This window comes from Frankia sp. CoWAU3 (assembly GCF_977971855.1).
This window is the reverse complement of the sequence record NZ_CDWWXB010000218.1, coordinates 3,162-5,674: the sequence shown is the minus strand read 5'-3', so window position 1 is coordinate 5,674 and position 2,513 is coordinate 3,162. Positions and strand designations below refer to the sequence as shown.

The window sequence follows — 2,513 nt, the reverse complement described above, 5'->3', positions numbered from 1 at the left end:
GGTGAGGATTTCCGGTGTGGGCTGGGTCGGTTGCAGGCGCGGTCAGCCACGCCTGCAACCGACCCAGCCCACACCGGAAATCCTCACCTCAGAGAGCTCGTCCGGCGGCGTTCTCTCGATCCCGTGCGGGACCCGGCGCAGGTGCGTCAGCTCGTTCACGAGGTGCTCGCCGACTATGAGGAACGGGCCCTCGTCAGTGACCTTCCCCCGGTCGTCGACCGGGACGTCACCGCCCGGCTGGTCTATGACGCGGTTGCCGGGTTCGGGCCGCTGCAACGCCACCTCGACGACCCGACTGTGGAGGAGGTCTGGATCAACGAGCCGGGCCGGGTATTCGTCGCCCGGGCCGGTCGCAGCGAGCTGACGACGACCATTCTGACCGCCGATCAGGTCCAGGACCTCGTCGAGCGGATGCTGAAGTCCTCGGGCCGGCGGGTGGATCTCTCGACCCCGTTCGTCGACGCCATGCTTCCGGATGGTTCCCGGCTGCACGTGGTCATCCCCGATGTCACCCGGGTGCACTGGTCGATCAACATCCGTAAGTTTGTGCTGTCCGCGTCGAGCCTGGACGAACTGGTCGGTCTCGGGACGATCACGCTGGCAGCGGCCGCCTTTCTGGACGCCGCCGTCGTCGCCGGCCTCAACATCATCGTTGCGGGCGGCACCCAGGCCGGCAAGACGACCATGCTCAACTGTCTCGGCTCGGCCATCCCGGCCCGGGAACGGGTGATCAGCTGCGAGGAGGTGTTCGAGCTGAAGCTGCGGGCCGCCGACTGGGTGGCGATGCAGACCCGGCAGGCCAACCTGGAGGGCAGCGGGGAAATCCGGCTGCGCAGGCTGGTCAAGGAGGCCCTGCGGATGCGCCCGGACCGGCTCCTGGTCGGCGAGGTTCGCCAAGAGGAGGCGCTCGACCTGCTGATCGCGCTCAACTCCGGGCTGCCCGGTATGTGCAGCCTGCACGCGAACTCGGCTCGCGAGGCCGTGACGAAGCTGTGCACCCTGCCCCTGCTCGCCGGCGAGAACGTCAGCCACGCCTTCGTGGTGCCCACCGTCGCCGCCAGCGTGGACCTCGTCGTCCATCTGGAGAAGGACGTCTCGGGCCGGCGCCGCGTCACCGAGGTCGTCGCGCTGCCCGGCCGGACGGAGGGGGATGTCATCGAGATTGCCCAGATCTACCGCTCGCGCGCGGACGGACTGGTCCGCGCCGACGGCTTCCCGCCACATCCCGAACGGTTCGCCCGCGCCGGCTACGACCTGCCCGCCCTGCTGGCCCAGAGCGACCATGATTACCATCATCATCGGCCTGGCGGGGGCTGGCCCGAGATCGCCGTGGAGCGCTGACGGGCACCTTCCTCGGCCTGCTGTTCGGTCTGGGTCTGTTCCTTATCGTCACCAGCGGCCGGCCGCGGTTCCCGGCCTGGTCGGCGACGGCGCGCTGGGAACGGTCGACGAGCGACCTGCTCGCCCAGGCGGGCATCCGCGGCGTGACCCCTCGCCAGTTCGTCATGATTAGCCTGGGTCTGGGCCTGTTGGTCGGCCTGGTCGTCCTGGCATTCACCGAGACCGTGTCGCTGGCCGGCGCCTTCGTCGTGTTTGCGAGTCTGCTGCCCCGAGCCCTCGTGGTCCGCCGGCGGCATGCCCGCAGGCATGATCTGCGGGAGCTGTGGCCGGACGTCGTCGACAACCTGTCCAGCGCGGTGCGGGCCGGGATGTCGCTGCCCGAGGGCCTGGCCGCGGTGGGGGTGCGGGGGCCGGTGCAGCTGCGACCGGCCTTCACCCGGTTCGGCGAGGACTACAGCGCCACCGGGTCGTTCTCGGCCTGCCTGGACCGCCTCGCCGACGAGCTCGCCGATCCGGTGGCCGACCGCATCATCGAGTCGCTGCGGATGGCCCGGGAGGTCGGCGGGACCGACCTCGGCCGGCTGTTGCGCACGCTGTCCACCTTCCTGCGGGAGGACGCCCGCACCCGCGCCGAGCTTGAGACGCGGCAGAGTTGGACGGTGAACGCCGCCCGACTCGCGCTCGCCGCCCCCTGGATCGTGCTGCTCCTGCTGGCCACCCGGGGGCAGAACGTGCGGGCCTACGACAGCCCGACCGGGGTCCTGGTGCTCGTGGTGGGCGGCGCCGTGTCGGCCCTCGCCTACCTGCTCATGAAGCGGATCGGCCGGTTGCCGGAGGAGGGCCGGGTGCTGCGCGGGGGAGCGGTAGCCGGCCGGGGGGCGGGATTATGACCACGGTCGCCAGCGGTGCGCTGATCGGGTTCCTCGTCGGGCTGGGCCTGGTCATCATCGTCTACCGCTCCCCCCGGGCCCGGCGCATCCACCTCGCTGACCGAATCGATCCCTACCTGCGGGACACCCCCACACCCTCGAGGCTGCTCGACGACCGGCCGCGGGGGGTGCTGCGGCCGGGCCTCGCCGCGGTCGAGGCGCTCGCGCGCCCGTTACTCGCGGACGCCGCCGGTCGACTCGACCGTTTCCTGGGGGGCCGGGCCGTCCTGCAACGCCGGCTGA

General features: G+C 71.2%; 2 protein-coding genes and 1 pseudogene. All 3 read left to right on the top strand.

Annotated features, from left to right (window positions below; genetic code table 11):
- Nucleotides 1–30 precede the first annotated feature (30 nt).
- Entirely contained in the window at nt 31–1,341 is a 1,311-nt protein-coding gene (locus AC08ON_RS15695) for a CpaF family protein (protein WP_476617237.1), read from the top strand.
- 164 nt (nt 1,342–1,505) lie between these two features.
- A complete protein-coding gene (locus tag AC08ON_RS15690) occupies nt 1,506–2,231 on the top strand; it encodes a type II secretion system F family protein (protein ID WP_476617236.1) in 726 nt (241 codons plus the stop codon).
- A pseudogene (locus AC08ON_RS15685) lies at nt 2,228–2,513 on the top strand (type II secretion system F family protein); the annotation flags it as partial. The gene AC08ON_RS15690 and the pseudogene AC08ON_RS15685, both read left to right, overlap by 4 nt.

Bases quoted from the DNA above. Each gene is read 5' to 3' on its own strand.
- AC08ON_RS15690 (WP_476617236.1), top strand. From the start codon at position 1,506: ATGATTAGCCTGGGTCTGGGCCTGTTGGTCGGCCTGGTCGTCCTGGCA.